This window comes from Hydrogenophaga sp. NFH-34 (assembly GCF_021401345.1).
In the GTDB taxonomy this organism is placed as follows: domain Bacteria; phylum Pseudomonadota; class Gammaproteobacteria; order Burkholderiales; family Burkholderiaceae_C; genus Hydrogenophaga; species Hydrogenophaga electricum.
Genome location: NZ_JACBGE010000016.1, coordinates 55432 through 69868 on the forward strand (window position 1 = coordinate 55432; position 14437 = coordinate 69868).

Sequence of the window (14437 nt, forward strand, 5' to 3'; positions counted from 1 at the left end):
CGGGCCCGCTTTCAAGCCAGGCCGCGCAAGGGGTGGGCGTGGGCGGGCCAGGGGCTGTCGAAGAACGCCGCCACGTCGGCGGCTTGTACCGCTTCGATGCGATCCGGATTCCAGCGCGGTTGGTGGTCCTTGTCCACCGCCAGCGCTCGGATGCCTTCCACGGTTTCGCTGGCCACGCCGGGGCGGAGGTGGAAACACCGGCGCACCATGTCGCGCTCCATGCGCAGATCCTCGGCCAGGCCCATGCCACGGGCACGGCGCACCTGTTCCAGCACCACGTGCAGCATCAACGGCGAGCGCTTGCGCAACAGCGCGGCGGTGTCGCGGGCCCAGTCGCTGCTACCCCCCTCCAGCGCCTGGACGATGACCATCACGCTGTCCAGCGCGAAAACCCGGTCGATCTCGGCCAGCGGCCAGGCGGCAGGCGCCACGTTCTTGAGCGCATACGTGCGGCACCAGCGCTCGACCGCTTCGCCGGTTTCGAAAGGCGTGGTCCCGAGGCTTTCCCACAGCCCCACCAGCCGGCCGGTGTCCACCACGATGTCGGCGAGCCCGGCTGCCACCGCCTCGTTCGCACCCAGCACCAGGCCAGTGAGCGCCAGGTACTCACCAAGCCGCCCGGCGCAGCGGCTGAGGAAGAACCCCCCGCCCACGTCCGGGAACAGGCCGATGTTGGTCTCCGGCATGGCCAGCCTGGAGCGCTCGGTCACCATGCGCAGGCTGGCCCCCTGGCTCACGCCCATACCGCCACCCATGCAGATGCCGTCCATGAAGGCGATGTAGGGCTTGGGGTAGGTGTGGATCAGGTGGTTGAGCGCGTACTCCTCGGTGAAGAAGTCCTCGAGCGTCGGGTCGCCTGCCAGCGCCGCCTGGTGAAAGAAGCGGATGTCGCCCCCCGCGCAGAAGGCACCGAACGGCCCCTCCTTGCCCATGCCGCGGATCGTCACGGCCAGCACCTGGGCGTCATCGCGCCAAGCCAGCAGCGCGGCCGTGATGTCGCGCACCATGGCCAGCGACAGCGCGTTGAGCGCCTTGGGTCGGTTGAGGGTGAGGCAGCCAACGCGGCCCCGGACTTCAGCGACCACAAAGGCTTCGGGCGCGGACGGTGAAACGGCAGGGGTGTTCATGGCAAGGCTCCTCGGTGGTCTTTAGGGTCGGGGGCCATGGTGCCGGCCCTCGGATTGCAAAGTCTGGATACGTGGGGTGCCGCGCCGGCTGTGCCAGCCCAGCCACTCGTTGAGCACCAGGGCGGCGATGACCACACCACCGCCCGTGAGCACCGCATGACCGGGCGCTTCGCCCGCGCCCAGCCACGCCAGAAAAATGCCGAAAATCACCTCCAGCAGGGCCAGCAGCGAGACTTCCGGGGCCTTGAGTGCACGCGCGCAGACCACGGCCAAGGCACAAGGAATGGCCAGTTGGAAAAGACCCAGCAGCGCCAGCCAGGCAATGTCCTTCCCCGTGGCGTGGAAAGGCCAGGCCAGCGGCAGCGTCGCCAGGGTCGAGATCAGCGCACCCAGCAACACGGAAGGCACCAGATCGATGCGCTGCCCATGCGACTGGCTGCGCTGCACGACGGTCCAGTTGACGGAGGCGGCCACAGGAACGCAGGCGGCAATGAGCGTACCGGCCACCAGCGCCGAGGCGCTCACGCTGTCGTCCCGCAGCGCGCCCAGCCACTGTGCGCCGTACATGTAGACAATGCCCAGACCGGCGGCCACGATGGCGCCCCAGGTGCGCCAGGGCAGCGACTGGCCGATGGCAAAGCGAGCCACGAGTGCCGTCAGCAGCGGCGCGGCTGCCATGATCACCAGCACGTTGGCGACGCTGGTGAAGGTCAGCGCCAGCATGAAGGCGGTGAACATCACGCTCCAGCAGACACCGGAAATCCAGAAAGCCCGCGCACCAGGCTGCACGCCCCACAGGCGCTGCAAGCGCCCCGATGCCGGGTCATCCGGTAGCAGGCCAGCCGCGCGGTCGGCGGCTCGCCACCAGGGCAGGATCACCAGCAACGAGAGCGCGGTGAAGACACTGCGCCAGAAAGTCACCTCGAAACGCGCCGCACTTTCGAGTTGCCGTGCCACCACCCCGGCGATCGACCACATCAGGGTCACCGCCACCATGAGAAAGACCGCCTGGGTGTGTGTCAGGCGGCTGAGCAGTTGGAACGGCATGGTGAGCTGCGCGGCGGGCGCCCGCGGGTCAAGCCTCCTTGGAGGCGCGCTTGCGGTCGTGTTCCTTCAGGTGACGCTTGCGCAGCCGCACACTCTTGGGCGTGATCTCGACCAGTTCGTCGTCGTCGATGAATTCCACGCCGTATTCGAGCGTCAGCTCGATGGGGGGCGTGATCTTGATGGTGTCTTCCTTGCCGCTGACGCGGAAGTTGGTCAGCTGCTTGGTGCGGGTGGCATTGACCACCAGGTCGTTCTCGCGGCTGTGGATACCGACGATCATGCCTTCGTACACCGGGTCACCGGCCTTGACGAACATGCGGCCGCGGTCGTCCAGCTTGCCCAGGGCATAGGTGAAGATTTCACCGTCGTCCATGGAGATCAGCACGCCGTTCTTGCGCCCGCCGATCTCGCCCTTGTGCGGCTCGTAGCCGTCGAAGATGTTGGCGATCAGGCCAGAACCGCGCGTCAGGTTCAGGAACTCGTTCGAGAAACCGATCAGGCCCCGGGCCGGAATGCGGTACTCCAGGCGCACACGGCCGCGACCGTCGGGTTCCATGTTGACCAGTTCGCCCTTGCGTTCACCCAGGGCCTGCATCACGCCACCCTGGTGGCCTTCTTCGATGTCGGCGGTGACCAGCTCGATCGGCTCGCACTTGACGCCGTCGATGTCCTTGAACACCACGCGCGGCTTCGACACCGCCAGCTCGTAGCCTTCGCGGCGCATGTTTTCCAGCAGGATGGTCAGGTGCAGTTCACCGCGGCCCGACACTTCGAAAATGCCGTCCTCGTCAGTTTCCTTCACGCGCAGGGCCACGTTGTGCTGCAGTTCCTTCTGCAGGCGGTCCCAGATCTGGCGGCTGGTCACGAACTTGCCCTCGCGCCCCGCCAGCGGTGAAGTGTTCACGCAAAAGTTCATGGTCAGCGTGGGCTCGTCCACCTTCAGCATGGGCAGCGGGCTCGGGTTGGCCGGGTCGGTCAGGGTCACGCCGATACCGACGTCCTCAATGCCGTTGATCAGCACGATGTCGCCAGGGCCAGCCGCTTGCACCTGGATGCGGTCCAGGCCCTGGAAGGTCAGCACCTGGTTGACACGGCCCTTGAACTGCTTGCCGTCCGGGCCTTCCATCACCAGCACGTCCATCGCCGGCTTGATCGTGCCGGCGCTGATGCGGCCCACACCGATGCGGCCGACGAAGCTGTTGTAGTCCAGCGCGGAGATCTGCAGCTGCAACGGAGCGGAAGCGTCCCCGGTGTTCGGCGGCACGTGCTTGAGCACCGTGTCGAACAGCGCCGACATGTCCGGGCCCCACTGCTCACCCGGTTCGCCCTCTTCCAGCGACGACCAGCCGTTGATGCCCGAGGCGTACACCACGGGGAAATCGAGCTGTTCGTCGGTCGCACCGAGCTTGTCGAACAGATCAAAGGCGGCGTTGATCACCTTGTCGGGGTTGGCGCCGGGCTTGTCGACCTTGTTGACCACCACGATGGGCTTGAGACCCAGCGCCAGCGCCTTCTTGGTCACGAAGCGCGTCTGCGGCATCGGACCTTCCTGCGCATCGATCAGCAGCACCACGCCATCGACCATCGACAGCGCGCGCTCCACTTCACCACCGAAGTCCGCGTGCCCCGGGGTGTCGACGATGTTGATGTGCGTGCCCTGCCAGCTCACGGCGCAGTTCTTGGCCAGGATGGTGATGCCCCGTTCGCGTTCGATGGCGTTGTTGTCCATCACCGTGTCCACGACTTTTTCGTGGTCGGCGAAGGTGCCCGACTGGCGCAGCAGTTGGTCCACCATGGTGGTTTTGCCATGGTCGACGTGGGCGATGATGGCGATGTTGCGGATCTGTTTGCTCATGTTGCAGGTTCCAGGATTTGCTGTATTTCGGTGGGGCTCAGCAGCCGCCCCGGGATGAGTTCGCCGGCCTGGGTGTGGGCGCTGCCCAGCAGCACCGCGCCCGGACGGGTGGAATCGGCCGGCGGGCCGTACACGGCCACATGCGGCGCATCGGGCCAGGCACCCCGGCGGCGCATGCCGCTGAGAAAACGCCCGGCATTGTCGGCATCGAGCGTGACGCCCGTGTGATCGGCAAGCAAGGATTGCACCGGCAGCAGCCGCTGCAGGCGCTCGGCTTCGGGCATCGCCTCCAGCGCCTCGACCGTGAGGCACTGCTCGGTGCTGAAAGGGCCCGTCTGCACGCGGCGCAGCATCGTGAGATGGCCACCGCAGCCCAGGGCCTCGCTCATGTCTTCTCCGAGCGTGCGGATGTAGGTACCCTTGGAGCAGCGCACGCGCAGGCGCAGGCTGGGGGCATCACCCTGCAACTGCATGTCCAGCAGTTCCAGGTCGTGGATGGTCACGCGGCGCGGCGCGCGCTCGACCGTTTCGCCCTCGCGGGCGTATTCGTAAAGGGCCTTGCCGTCCTTCTTGAGCGCGCTGTGCATCGGAGGCACCTGCTCGATCGGTCCGGTGAAACGGTCCAGCACCTCGACCACCTGCCCGACCGTGCAGGTCACCGGCCGCGTCTGGACCACCTCGCCCTCGGCGTCTGCCGTGCTGGTGCGCACGCCCAGGCGGACGACAGTTTCGTAGGTTTTGTCGGCATCCAGATGCAGCTGGCTGAACTTGGTGGCAGCGCCAAAGCACAGCGGCAACACCCCGGTGGCCAGCGGATCGAGCGTGCCGGTGTGACCGGCTTTTTCGGCGCGCAGCAACCACTTGGCCTTTTGCAAAGCCTGGTTGCTGGAGAAGCCCAGCGGTTTGTCGAGCAGCAGAACCCCGTGCACGGGGCGACGCTGCACCCGTGCACGAGGAGCAGCCGTCATCTCAGTCCTCGTCCTTGGAACGGGAGGCCACGGCCTTGGCGATCAGGGCGTTCATGTCGGCCGCACGCTCGGTGGTGCGGTCGAACACGAAATGCAGCGTCGGCACGGTGTGGATGTGCAGGCGCTTGAACAGGCCGCTGCGCAGAAAGCCTGCGGCCGCGTTCAGGCCGTCGGCCGTCTCTTCCGGGTTGCCGGTCAACAGGCTGAAGAACACCTTGGCGTGCGCGTAGTCGGGGGTGACCTCGACCGCGTTGATGGTGACCATACCCACCCGCGGGTCCTTGAGTTCGCGCGCGATCAGCTCGGCCAGATCGCGCTGGATCTGGTCGGCCACGCGGAACCCGCGGTTGGGAACGGAGGATTTCTTCGCCATGGTTTACAGCGTCCGGGCGATTTCCTTGACCTCGAAGAACTCCAGCTGATCACCTTCCTTGATGTCGTTGTAGTTCTTGAGTTTGATACCGCACTCGAAGCCTTCGCGCACTTCGCGGACATCGTCCTTCATGCGCTTGAGCGATTCGAGTTCGCCCGTGTAGATAACCACGTTCTCGCGCAGCAGGCGGAAATGCGCGCTGCGGGTGACGAAGCCCGAGGTGACCATACAGCCGGCCACGGTACCGATCTTCGAGGCCACGAACACGGTGCGGATCTCGGCCGTGCCGATGTCTTCCTCGCGCTTTTCGGGCGCCAGCATGCCCGACATCGCCGCTTTCAACTCGTCCACGGCGTCGTAGATGATGTTGTAGTAGCGGATGTCGACATCGTTGCCCTCGGCCAGCTTGCGCGCCCCGGCTTCGGCCCGCACGTTGAAGCCGATCACGATGGCGCCGGAAGCGATAGCCAGGTTGACGTCGGACTCGCTGATGCCGCCCACACCGGCATACACCAGTTGCACCCGCACCTCTTCGGTGGAGAGCTTGAGCAGCGACGTCGAGAGCGCTTCCTGCGAACCCTGCACGTCGGCCTTGACGATGATGGGCAGGGTCTTGACCTCGCCCGCCGACATGTCGGAGAACATGTTCTCCAGCTTGGCGGCCTGCTGCTTGGCCAGCTTGGTGTTGCGGAACTTGCCGGCGCGGTAGGTGGCGATTTCACGGGCTCGGCGCTCATCGGCCATGACCATGAATTCGTCGCCCGCCTGCGGCACCTCGGCCAAGCCCTGGATTTCCACCGGGATCGACGGGCCGGCTTCCTTGGCCGGCTTGCCGTTCTCGTCGAGCATGGCGCGCACGCGGCCAGAGGTCTGGCCTGCCAGCACCACATCGCCCACCTTGAGCGTGCCGGACTGCACCAACACGGTGGCCACGGCGCCACGGCCCTTGTCCAGACGTGCTTCGATCACCAGGCCCTTGGCCATGGCATCGACCGGCGCCTTGAGCTCCAGCACCTCGGCCTGCAGCAGCACCTGCTCCAGCAGATCGTCGATGCCCATGCCCGTCTTGGACGACACGGCGATGAAGGGCGAATCGCCACCGAACTCTTCGGGCACGACTTCTTCGGCCACCAGCTCGGCCTTCACACGCTCGACGTTGGCGTCCGGCTTGTCGGCCTTGGTCATGGCCACCACGATGGGCACCCCTGCCGCCTTGGCGTGCTTGACCGCTTCCTTGGTCTGCGGCATCACACCGTCATCGGCGGCGCAGACCAGAATCACGATGTCGGTCGCCTGCGCACCGCGAGCCCGCATGGCCGTGAAGGCCTCGTGACCCGGGGTGTCGAGGAAAGTGACCATGCCCCGCGGCGTGTCGACGTGGTAGGCGCCGATGTGCTGCGTGATGCCGCCAGCTTCGCCCGCCGCCACCTTGGCGCGGCGGATGTAGTCCAGCAGCGAGGTCTTGCCGTGGTCGACGTGGCCCATGACGGTGACAACCGGCGCGCGCGGCGCCTGATCGGCATCGTGGTGCGCCATTTCCTCTTCGGTGAAAGCCTCCGGATCGTCCAGCGCCGCCTGCACCGCCTTGTGGCCCAGTTCTTCGACCACGATCATGGCCGTGTCCTGGTCCAGCGGCTGGTTGATGGTGACCATCTGGCCCAGCTTCATCAGGTGCTTGATCACCTCGGACGACTTCAGCGCCATCTTGTGCGCCAGCTCGGCCACGGTGATGGTTTCGGGCACGTGGATTTCCAGCTGCTTGAACTCGGTCGGTGCTGCGAAGGACGACTGGTCGCGGCTGTCGCGATCACCCTTGCGCCCGCCGCGCGGACCCGAGCGCCAGTTGCCCCGGCCCGACGAGGTGTCGCCCCGGGTCTTGATTTCCTTCTTCTTGGCAGCGTCGTCTTTCCAGGTCGAAGACAGGTTCTCCGACTTGACTTCCTTCTTGCCACCTGCACCGGCGGCCGCGCCAGCGGTCGCACCGGCCGGCTTGGCCGCGCCCGGCGTACCGGCGGGCTTGTGCAGCGTGCCCTTGATGCCGGCCTTGGCTTCGGGCGGCGGCTCCGGCTTCTTGGCCACCAGCGTGCGTGCCGGTGCAGCCATCATCGCGCGGATGTTGGCCGCTTCGGCCTCGGCCTTGCGGCGGCGCTCCAGCAGTTCGGCGGCGCGCTGCTCTTCCAGGCGCTTCGCTTCGGCGGCTTGGTCTGCCTGGGCCTTGGCGGCCTGGGCACGGGCTTCTTCCTGCGCCTTCTGGCGGGCTTGGGCCTCGGCCTGATCCGATTCGGAAGCGGGCGCGGCCTTGCTGGCAACCTGTTCGGCGGCCTGGGCCTGGCGGGCCTTTTCCTGGGCCGCAGCCTCTGCTTCTGCAGCCTGGCGGGCCAGTTCGGCCTGACGGGCTTCTTCCGCTTCGCGCTCCTGGCGTTTGCGCGCCAGCTCTTCTTCCTGACGGCGCAGCAGTTCGGCCTGGCGGCTGGCTTCCTCTTCCCGGCGTGCCAGTTCGGCCTCGTCGATCACGGGTGCCGCTGGCGCTACCGCCACGGGCGCGGATGCCTCAGCCGGTGCGGACGGCTCGTCGTCGCGCTTGATGAAGGTGCGCTTCTTGCGAACCTCGACCTGGATCGTGCGAGCGCGCCCGGTGGCATCGGCCTGCTTGATTTCGGTCGTGGACTTCTTGACCAGCGTGATCTTCTTGCGCTCGCCCCCGGCCGTGCCATGCGCGGCCTTGAGGTGTTGCAGCAAAGATTGCTTGTCGGCTTCAGTGACGGTGTCGCCGCCCGAGCCCTTGGTCACGCCTGCCGCAGCCAGTTGTTCCAGCAGCAGGTTGGTGGGGCGATTCAGTTCGGCAGCGAGTTCAGCGACGGTGGTACTTGTCATAGGTGGGGTTCTCCGCTCGTTCCTCCTGGGTTCAGTGCGATGCCGGCGTTTCGTCGCCGCTGAACCAGTGCGCGCGGGCCTTCATGATCAGGGCCGTGGCTTCTTCGGGGGTTTGACCGGTGATGTCAGTCAATTCGTCGGTGGCCAGGTCGGCCAGTTCGTCGCGCGTGTGCACGCCACCGTCCGCCAGTTTGGCGATCAGCTCGGGCGTGATCCCATCGAGGTCTCGCAGGTTCTGCGACACCTCTTCCACGCTTTCTTCCTTGGCGATTTCCATCGTCAGGAGCACATCCTTGGCGCGGGCGCGCAGCTCGTTGACCGTGTCTTCGTCGAAGGATTCGATTTCCAGCATTTCCTGCAGCGGCACATAGGCCACCTCTTCGAGGCTGGTGAAACCTTCCTCGATCAGGATGTCGGCGATTTCCTGGTCCACGTCCAGCTTGGCCATGAACACCTTGCGGATGCCGTCGGCTTCCTCGGCCTGCTTCTGGGCCGATTCGTCGGCGGTCATGATGTTGATGCGCCAGCCGGTCAGCTCCGACGCCAGGCGCACGTTCTGACCACCGCGGCCGATGGCGATGGCGAGGTTTTCCTCGTCCACCACCACATCCATGGCGTGCTTCTCTTCATCGACCACGATCGACTGCACGTTGGCCGGCGCCAGCGCACCAATCACAAACTGGGCCGGATCGTCAGACCACAGCACGATGTCCACGCGTTCGCCAGCCAGTTCGTTGGTGACGGCGTTGACGCGCGAACCCCGCACACCGACGCAGGTGCCGATGGGGTCGATGCGCTTGTCGTTCGAGAGCACCGCGATCTTGGCGCGCGAGCCGGCGTCACGGGCACAGGCTTTCATTTCGAGCAGGCCCTGCTCGATCTCGGGCACTTCCTGGCGGAACAGCTCGATCATGAAGGCCGGCGCGGAGCGCGACAGCAGGATGGGCGCGCCGCGCAGCGTCAGGTCCACCTCCATGATCATGGCGCGCACGCGGTCGCCGGTGCGGAAGTTTTCCTTCGGAATCATTTCCGAGCGCTTCAAGCGCCCTTCCACGCGGCCGCTTTCGACGATCAGGTCGCCCTTGTCCAGGCGCTTGACCGTGCCCACGAAGATCTTGTCGCCACGGCTCATGAAGTCGTTGAGCAGCATTTCGCGCTCGGCGTCGCGGATCTTCTGCAGGATCACCTGCTTGGCGGCCATGGCGCCAATGCGGCCGATCGGCACGCTTTCGACCGGTTTTTCGATGTAGTCGCCCACCTCGATGTCGGCGATGTCGTCGCGTGCATCGGACAGCAGCTCTTCGGCATCAGGGTTCTGCAGGCCCGCCTCGTCGGGCACCACCAGCCAGCGACGGAAGGTTTCGTAGGCGCCGGAATCCGGGTCCATGGCCACGCGGATGTCCACTTCGCCCTTGTACAGCTTCTTGGTGGCCGAGGCCAGCGCCTGCTCCACGGCGCCCAGCACCACGTCGCGCTCGACGTTCTTTTCGCGCGAGATGGCATCGATCAGCATCAACATTTCGCGATTCATTTCACTCGCCCACCTTTCCAGTTTTCTTTTTCCAGGTACGTCAAATCGGGTATCGGAGGTTCTGGCCCAGCCAACCCTCCCGGGTCCACTCGGGGCTCAGGCGCCTGCGACGCCCCGCCCCTTGAAGCTCACCAGCGGCGCCAGACGCGCCTGCTGCAATTCGTCCAGACGGAAGGTCAGCGCCTGCAACGGGGCCTGCACCCGCTTCTTGCTCACGCGCTGACCCGGCTTGACCGGCGGCTCATCGCTCCAGACGATGCGCCACTGGCCCTCTTCGTCGGCCCGCTCGAGCGTGCCGCGGAATTTTTTGCGGTTGGCCGCCACCTCGGTACCGGTGGCGCCGATCGGCGCCTTCAGGGTGATGTCGATCACCTGGCCGGTGAAGCGCAGAAAGTCGTTCTGGTGTCGCAGCGGGCGGTCGATGCCTGGTGAGCCGACTTCCAGTCGCCGGTAATCCACGTTTTCCACTTCCAGCAGATACTGCAACTGCCGGGTCACGGTCTCGCAATCCTCCACCGTCACAAACTGCTCCACGCTGGCGGCCTGCTCCTCGGCCGGCGGTTCCCAGGGCAGGTCGATGGTCACCCGCAGCAAGCCACCGGCAGAACGCTCGAGGTCCACCAGATCGAAGCCGAGTCCGGCCACGGTTTGCGCAACGGTTTCTTGCCAGGCCATCGGTTCGTGAAGCGCCTTGAATGTGGTTGAGAATGCAACAAGGCCGCCCGAAACGGGCGCCCTAAAAAGGTGAAAAACGCGCGACCAAAAAAAATGGGCCGGTAGTAACCCGCCCATTTGGTCGTGAAGCTCGTATTGTAACCTGTTCGGCAACGCGCTGGCAAGCCAATTGCTTTATCAGATACCCAGGATCCACTGAATCACGTTTTTGGCGATGAAGCCCAGCATGCCCAGCGACAACACCAGAAACAGAATGAAGGTGCCGAACTTGCCCGCCTTGGCCTCCAGCGCCAGGTTCAACACGATGAACAGCATGTAGAGAATGAAGGCACCGACACCAAAAGTCAGGCCGAACTGGGCAATCTGCCCCTCTGTGTAGCCAAAAATCGTGTTTTCCATGGGTTCGGGATGGCGGCAGCTCAGGCGGGCGCCGACTGGGTGACATGGCCGCTGGCCGGGCGGCGTGTGAGATCGCAGTAGGCGTGCCAGCTGGCGTGCGCAATCACGGGCACCAGCACAACCAGGCCCAGCAGGGCCGTGACCATGCCCAGGCCGATCAGGATGGCAATCATCACCGCCCACAACACCATGGGCACGGGATGGTCGGCCACCGTGCGCCAGCTCTCGGCCACGGCCATGCTGACCGGCACACTGGTGTCCACCAGCATCGGAATGGCCACCACACTGGAGGCGAACACCGGCGCGGCCAGCAAGGCGCCCAGCAGCAGCCAGACTTCGAACAGGCCCAGTTCGCGCGCCAGCACCACATGGCGCAGGAAATCGACCGGCTGCCGGATGGGTTCGGCCGACCAGAGCGTGATCAGGCCGGCCGAGGTGAGCACCCAGCCCGTGCCGGCCAGCCCGAGCAACAGCCCGAACCGCACCAGGCGACCGTCGCCCGAGCGCCACAGCCCGGCCACCTCGCCCAGCCCGGCTCGCCGGCCCGCACCAGCAGCCCGGCTCACGTGGTAAAGCCCGGTGGCCAGAATCGGTGCCACGATGAGAAAGCCCGAGAACGCGCCCGCCAGGAGCCAGAAGCGGTCATGGACCGCCCAGAGCAACAGCCAGCCAAAAGCCGCCAGCAGCGCGCCGTGCACGAGGCCGGGCAAGGGGTTGCGGCGAAAGTCGGCCCAACCCAGCGCCAGCCAGCGCCAGGGCGAGTGCAGGCCCACAGGAATGGGGCCGGGTGTTTGGGACGAAAGGGCGGAAGCGGAAGTCATGGCCATCGGTAGCAGGCGAAAAAGCCGCATGCCGGCACGGAACCCGGGTTTATAGACGGTGTGCCAGCATGGGGGATTGACGAAAATCAACCCGAAAAATAACCGAATCAGGCGGCAGCCTGTACCAGTGTTTGCGTGTAGGGGTGCTGTGGCGCGCGCAGCAAGGCCCTGCACTCACCCCGCTCCACCACCTGGCCGTCCTTCATGACCACCACCTCGTGCGCCATGGCCCGGATCACGTCGATGTCGTGGGTGATGAGCAGGTAGCTCAGGCCGCGTTCGCGCTGCAGGCGCTGCAGCAAGGCCAGTACCTGGCGCTGCACGGTCACGTCCAGCGCGCTGGTGGGCTCGTCCAGCACCAGCAGCGAGGGCTGCACCACCAGTGCCCGCGCGATGGCCAGGCGCTGACGCTGCCCGCCCGAAAACTCGTGGGGATAGCGCTGCAACCAGTCGGCGCCCCCATCGGCGGTCGGTGCGAGACCCACATCGGCCAGGGCGGCCAGCACGCGTTCGCGGCGCTGGCCAGCATCCAGCCCCGGTTCGTGGATGCCCAGGCCCTCCCCCACGATCTGCTCCACGGTCATGCGCGGCGAGAGCGAAGAAAACGGATCCTGGAAAACCACCTGCACCTGCCGGCGCAACGCACGCAACTGCCCGGCCCGGGCGGCTGCCTGCCAGTCCTGCCCGACAACCTGCAGTTGACCCTCGCAAGCCTGCAGGCCCAGCGTGGCCAGCGCCAGGGTGGATTTTCCGGAGCCGGACTCACCCACCACGCCCAGCGTGCGCCCCGGCGGGACGGCCAGATCGACCCCTTTCACGGCGGTGAAACGCCCGGCGCGGAACCAGCCCGCCAGGCCGGGCTGCGGCACGGGGTAATGCACGGTCAGGCCTTGCGCCTGCAGCACCGGCCGGGCATCGGCTGGCACCGGGTCTTCGCAGACGTTGCGCACCGGTCGGCTGTCCAGCAATTGCCGGGTGTAGGCGTGTTGCGGCCTGGCAAACACCTCGGCCACCGCGCCCTGCTCCACCAGATGCCCCTTTTCCATCACCGCCACGCGATCCGCGAAGCGGCGCACCAGGTTGAGATCGTGCGTGATGAGCAGCACGGCCATACCGTGCTGGCGTTGCAGATCGGACAGCAAATCCAGGATCTGGCCGCGCAAGGACACGTCCAGCGCCGTGGTGGGCTCGTCGGCCAGCAGCAGCCGGGGCTGGCTGGCCAGTGCCATGGCGATCACGGCGCGCTGGCGCTGGCCGCCGCTGAGCTGGTGCGGGAAGGCGCGGGCCCGCCGCGCCGGCTCTGGAATGCCGGTGGACGCCAGCAACTCCACCGTGGCCGCAGTTGCCTGGGCACCCGTGAGACCACGCTTGAGTTGCAGCACTTCAGCAATCTGGTCGCCCACCGCATACAGCGGGTTGAGGGCGGTCATGGGCTCCTGGAACACCACGGCGATGTCGCCGCCACGCACGCCACGCAGCGCGCGCTCGTTCAGCGTCAGCAGGTCGCGACCGTCCAGCAGCGCCTGCCCCTGCACGGTCGCGCCCTGCACCAGCCGCAACAGGCTCAGGGCGCTGACCGTCTTGCCGGAACCGGATTCACCGACCAGCGCGAGCTTTTCCCCCGCATACAGGTCGAAACCGATGCCGTGCACCACCGGACGGCCCCGAAAGGCCACGCGCAGATCGCGCACCTGGAGCAAAGGGGAAACGGCTGTCTCTGTCATTTGGTCAGTCCTGCTTGCGCGGGTCGAGCGCATCGCGCAGCGCATCGCCCATGAAGGTCAGCAGCAGCAGCGTGAGCACCAGCACGCCGAAGGTGGACAGCGAGATCCACCAGGCGTCGATGTTGTTCTTGCCCTGGCTCAGCAACTCGCCCAGCGAGGGCGTGCCCGGTGGCACCCCCAGCCCGAGGAAATCCAGCGAGGTGAGCGCCAGAATGGCCGCGCTCATGCGGAACGGCAGGAAGGTGACCACCGGCGTCAGGCTGTTGGGCAGCACGTGGCGCCAGATGATCTGCCCGTTGCTCAGCCCCATGGCCCTCGCGGCGCGCACGTAATCGAGCTGCCGGTTGCGCAGGAATTCGGCCCGCACGTAGTCGGACAGGCCCATCCAGCCGAACAGGCTGAGCAGCACCAGCAACAGGCCCACGCTGGGCGCGAACACGGCCGAGAAGATGATCAGCAGGTACAGCTCGGGCATGGAGCCCCAGATTTCGATGAAGCGCTGGAACGCCAAATCGGTCTTGCCGCCGAAAAAACCCTGGATGGCGCCCGTCACGATGCCCAGCACGGTGCCGATGGCGGTGAGCGCCAGCGCGAACAGCACGCTGACGCGAAAGCCGTAGATCAGTTGCGCCAGCAGGTCGCGCCCGCGGTCGTCGGTGCCGAACCAGTTGTCGGCAGTTGGCGCCGACGGATTCGGTCCCTTGGCGAAGTAGTTCAGGGTGTTCGGCCCGTAGGGGTTGGGCGCGTAGACCGCCCAGTTGCCGTCTTTGGCCAGTTGCGCACGGATGAACGGGTCCAGGTAGTCGGTGGGCGTGTCGAAGTCGCCACCGAACACGGTTTCGGGGTAATCCTGGACCAGCGGCACGTAGAGCTGGCCTTCGTAGCGCACCAGCAGCGGGCGGTCGTTCGAGATCAGCTCGGCCATCAGGCTGAGCATCACGAGCGCACAGAACAGCAGCAAGCTCCCATACCCCAGGCGGTTGCGGCGAAAGCGCTGCCAGGCCCGGCGCGAAGGTGAAAGGGATGTGGTCGTCATGGCCCGT

12 protein-coding genes are annotated in these 14437 nt (G+C 66.1%); all 12 read right to left on the reverse strand.

What is annotated here, in order from left to right:
- Positions 1-11: 11 nt before the first annotated feature.
- The 12 genes from L0977_RS15925 to L0977_RS15980 all read right to left on the reverse strand — a co-directional run bounded on the left by L0977_RS15925 (position 12) and on the right by L0977_RS15980 (position 14430).
- Complete coding sequence (locus L0977_RS15925) at positions 12-1127, reverse strand: enoyl-CoA hydratase/isomerase family protein (protein ID WP_234265838.1); 1116 nt, start codon at positions 1125-1127, stop codon at positions 12-14.
- A gap of 21 nt (positions 1128-1148) precedes the next feature.
- A complete protein-coding gene (locus tag L0977_RS15930; protein WP_234265839.1) occupies positions 1149-2174 on the reverse strand; it encodes a DMT family transporter in 1026 nt (341 codons plus the stop codon).
- A gap of 28 nt (positions 2175-2202) precedes the next feature.
- Positions 2203-4029 (reverse strand): translational GTPase TypA, encoded by a 1827-nt coding sequence (gene typA, locus L0977_RS15935; protein ID WP_234265840.1) that lies wholly within the window; start codon positions 4027-4029, stop codon positions 2203-2205.
- Positions 4026-4997, reverse strand: coding sequence for a tRNA pseudouridine(55) synthase TruB (gene truB, locus L0977_RS15940; protein ID WP_234265841.1), 972 nt, complete (start codon positions 4995-4997; stop codon positions 4026-4028). The genes typA and truB overlap by 4 nt, the downstream gene beginning before the upstream one ends.
- 1 nt (position 4998) lies before the next feature.
- The gene (gene rbfA, locus L0977_RS15945) at positions 4999-5370 is read right to left on the reverse strand and encodes a 30S ribosome-binding factor RbfA (protein ID WP_234265842.1); all 372 of its coding nucleotides are present in this window, start codon (positions 5368-5370) and stop codon (positions 4999-5001) included.
- Positions 5371-5373: 3 nt separating this feature from the next.
- Entirely contained in the window at positions 5374-8244 is a 2871-nt protein-coding gene (infB, locus tag L0977_RS15950; RefSeq protein ID WP_234265843.1) for a translation initiation factor IF-2, read from the reverse strand.
- Between the two features lie 31 nt (positions 8245-8275).
- Positions 8276-9775, reverse strand: a complete 1500-nt coding sequence (gene nusA, locus L0977_RS15955) for a transcription termination factor NusA (RefSeq protein WP_234265844.1) — start codon at positions 9773-9775, stop codon at positions 8276-8278.
- A gap of 96 nt (positions 9776-9871) precedes the next feature.
- Entirely contained in the window at positions 9872-10450 is a 579-nt protein-coding gene (rimP, locus tag L0977_RS15960; RefSeq protein ID WP_234265845.1) for a ribosome maturation factor RimP, read from the reverse strand.
- Between the two features lie 177 nt (positions 10451-10627).
- The gene (locus L0977_RS15965) at positions 10628-10849 is read right to left on the reverse strand and encodes a DUF2788 domain-containing protein (protein ID WP_234265846.1); all 222 of its coding nucleotides are present in this window, start codon (positions 10847-10849) and stop codon (positions 10628-10630) included.
- Positions 10850-10869: 20 nt separating this feature from the next.
- The gene (locus L0977_RS15970) at positions 10870-11670 is read right to left on the reverse strand and encodes a DUF2189 domain-containing protein (RefSeq protein ID WP_234265847.1); all 801 of its coding nucleotides are present in this window, start codon (positions 11668-11670) and stop codon (positions 10870-10872) included.
- Between the two features lie 107 nt (positions 11671-11777).
- Positions 11778-13394, reverse strand: coding sequence for an ABC transporter ATP-binding protein (locus L0977_RS15975; protein WP_234265848.1), 1617 nt, complete (start codon positions 13392-13394; stop codon positions 11778-11780).
- Positions 13395-13398: 4 nt separating this feature from the next.
- Complete coding sequence (locus tag L0977_RS15980; protein ID WP_234265849.1) at positions 13399-14430, reverse strand: ABC transporter permease; 1032 nt, start codon at positions 14428-14430, stop codon at positions 13399-13401.
- Between the last annotated feature and the right edge of the window lie 7 nt (positions 14431-14437).